This window comes from Streptomyces pseudogriseolus (assembly GCA_002154585.1).
Lineage (GTDB): Bacteria > Actinomycetota > Actinomycetes > Streptomycetales > Streptomycetaceae > Streptomyces > Streptomyces pseudogriseolus.
On sequence record MUNG01000580.1, the window covers coordinates 1 to 2,520 of the forward strand.

Here is a 2,520-nt window from a genome sequence, read left to right on the forward strand (position 1 = left end):
GGCGTGGGGTGGCGGGGTGGCCGGGGCCGTCGATCTAAGGTGCCCGCATGAGCATCATCGGAGTCGGGATCGACGTCGCCGAGATCGAGCGGTTCGCCGCGTCGCTGGAACGCACGCCCGGGCTGGCGCGGCGGCTGTTCGTGGAGAGCGAGCTGCTGCTGCCCAGCGGCGAGCGGCGCGGCATCGCCTCCTTGGCGGCGCGGTTCGCCGCCAAGGAGGCCCTGGCCAAGGCGCTCGGTGCGCCCGCGGGGCTGTACTGGACCGACGCCGAGGTGTGGTGCGAGGACAGCGGGCAGCCGCGGCTGCGGGTCAAGGGGACCGTCGCCGCCCGGGCGGAGGAGCTGGGCGTGCGCTCCTGGCACGTGTCGCTGAGCCACGACGCGGGGGTCGCTTCGGCGGTCGTCATCGCCGAGGGATGAGCCTTCGCGGCCCGCGGAGAATTTTTTTGAGGGAAGTGCGTGTAACCCGGAAGTGGGGGTACAGGCAGGGAGCCGGTATCGGAGCGGGGGCATCAATGAGGGAGGGCTTTGCTGTGACGTCGACAATGGCACGGACGGACCAGGCGCAGAGCGTGACCGAGCTGCCGGAGGTCGTGAATCCCGGCCAGGTCGCGCCGCAGGACGCGCGTGAACTGTCCCGGCAGTTCTTCCGTCGCCTGACGGAGCTGGAGGAAGGTACCCACGAGTACCAGTACGCGCGCAACACGCTGATCGAGATGAACATGTCCCTGGTCCGCTACGCGGCCGGCCGGTTCCGCAGCCGCGGTCCGGAGGAGATGGAGGACATCGTCCAGGTCGGCATGATCGGTCTGATCAAGGCCATCGACCGGTTCGAGCTCTCCCGCGAGGTCGAGTTCACCTCCTTCGCGATCCCCTACATCGTCGGCGAGATCAAGCGCTTCTTCCGTGACACCTCGTGGTCCGTGCACGTGCCGCGCCGGCTCCAGGAGGCCCGGGTGCAGCTCGCCCGCGCCACCGAGGAACTGCGCAGCCGGCTGGGCCGCACCCCCACCACCGCCGAGCTGGCGACCCTGATGAGCCTCACCGAGGCCGAGGTCAACGAGGCCCGGCTGGCCGCCAACGGCTACAACTCCGCGTCGCTGGACGCCGCGATCGGCAGCGAGCCGGACGGGGAGTCCGTGCTCGCCGACTTCATCGGCACCGAGGACGCGGCGCTGGGGCTGGTCGAGGACTTCCACGCCCTCGCCCCGATGATCGCCGAGCTGGACGAGCGGGAGCGGAAGATCGTCCACTGGCGGTTCGTGGAGGAGCTGACGCAGGCGGAGATCGGGGAGCGGCTGGGGTGCTCGCAGATGCATGTGTCGCGACTGCTGTCGCGGACTCTCAAGCGGCTGCGGGCCGGGATGCTGTGCACCAACTGACGGGTTGAGCGTCAGTCCTTCAGCTGAGACGAGTGTTGCGGGGTGCGGTGCCTTCGGGTGCCGCACCCCGCTGCGTTGTGCGTAGCTAGCAGATCGACTGTGTGCTGTTCACCAGGCGGTTGTTGCGGAACGTCGTGTTCTCGCCGCACGGGCTCTCGCGGATGGACGAGTTCGTCACTGTGAGGTTCTGGATGGTGATGTCCTTGTTGTTCGGGAACTCCGAACGGGCCGCCAGACGGATCTCGCCGCCGCCGGTGACCGTCCCGCTCTGCGCCGCGAGGTTCACGTTGGAGCAGTTCTCGATCAGGATCGCGTTGTTGCCGGTGTCCGAGAGCGTGATCCGGTCGATCGTCGCCCCGCCGCTCTCCGAGACGCAGAACACGCCGCGTCCGCCGCCGCGCGCGATCACCTCGCCGACGCGGATGTTCGTGGGGTAGCCGCTGCCGATCCGGCCGTTGCGGTTGGCCATGCGGAACGCCGCGTAGCCGGTGCCGGCGCCGGCGTTCTCCGCGTCCACCTTCGTGACGGTGGCGTTGATCGTCTGGTTCAGCAGCAGGCCCGACTCGCCCACGTTGCGGGCGGTCACCGTGCCGACGGTCAGGCCGTCCACGCCGTACGTCTCCACGGCGTGGCTGGACGCGCCGGAGACGTACACGTTGTCGATGCGCACGTTGCGCGTCCACTGGCTGGTGTCGCCCCGGTTGTCGATACGGACGCCGAGGCCGCGGGAGAGACGCATGTCGATCTGGCCCAGGACCACGTTCTGCACGTTGCGCAGGAAGACGCCGTAGAGCGGGGCGCCGGTNNACCGGCGCCTGGTCGCCCGAGCCGGTGCCCGTGACGTCGATCGTGCCGCACACGTCGAGGACCGTGTAGCTGGGGAGGGAGATGCGGGAGCCGGCGGAGACGGTGCCGGAGCCGCGGACGACGACGCGTTCCTTGCTGGTGCGGCCGGAGGACAGGCTGCTGATCGCCGCCTGGACGGCCGCGCGCATGTCGGTGCCGGTGTGGACCGTGCTGCCGCCTCGGCGGGCGGTCCAGGTGGAGCCGGAGCGGACGGCTTCGGCGTGGTAGGTGCCGTCGCCGCAGGCCGCGGCTGTTGCTGCGCGGGCGGAGGCGGAGGCGGAGGCGGTGGGGGT

General features: G+C 70.2%; 2 protein-coding genes and 1 pseudogene. 2 read left to right on the forward strand and 1 reads right to left on the reverse strand.

What is annotated here, in order from left to right:
- Positions 1 to 47: 47 nt before the first annotated feature.
- Both CCN29_RS33035 and CCN29_RS33040 read left to right on the forward strand, forming a co-directional pair.
- The gene (locus CCN29_RS33035; protein WP_006130755.1) at positions 48 to 419 is read left to right on the forward strand and encodes a holo-ACP synthase; all 372 of its coding nucleotides are present in this window, start codon (positions 48 to 50) and stop codon (positions 417 to 419) included.
- A 125-nt stretch (positions 420 to 544) separates the two neighbouring features.
- Positions 545 to 1,381 carry an RNA polymerase sigma factor SigF gene (locus CCN29_RS33040; RefSeq protein WP_006130754.1) on the forward strand — a complete coding sequence of 279 codons (837 nt, stop codon included), beginning with the start codon at positions 545 to 547 and terminating at the stop codon, positions 1,379 to 1,381.
- 85 nt (positions 1,382 to 1,466) lie between these two features.
- On the opposite strand, the pseudogene CCN29_RS33045 reads toward CCN29_RS33040, so the two are convergent.
- Positions 1,467 to 2,520 (reverse strand): annotated as a pseudogene (locus CCN29_RS33045) (hypothetical protein); the annotation flags it as partial.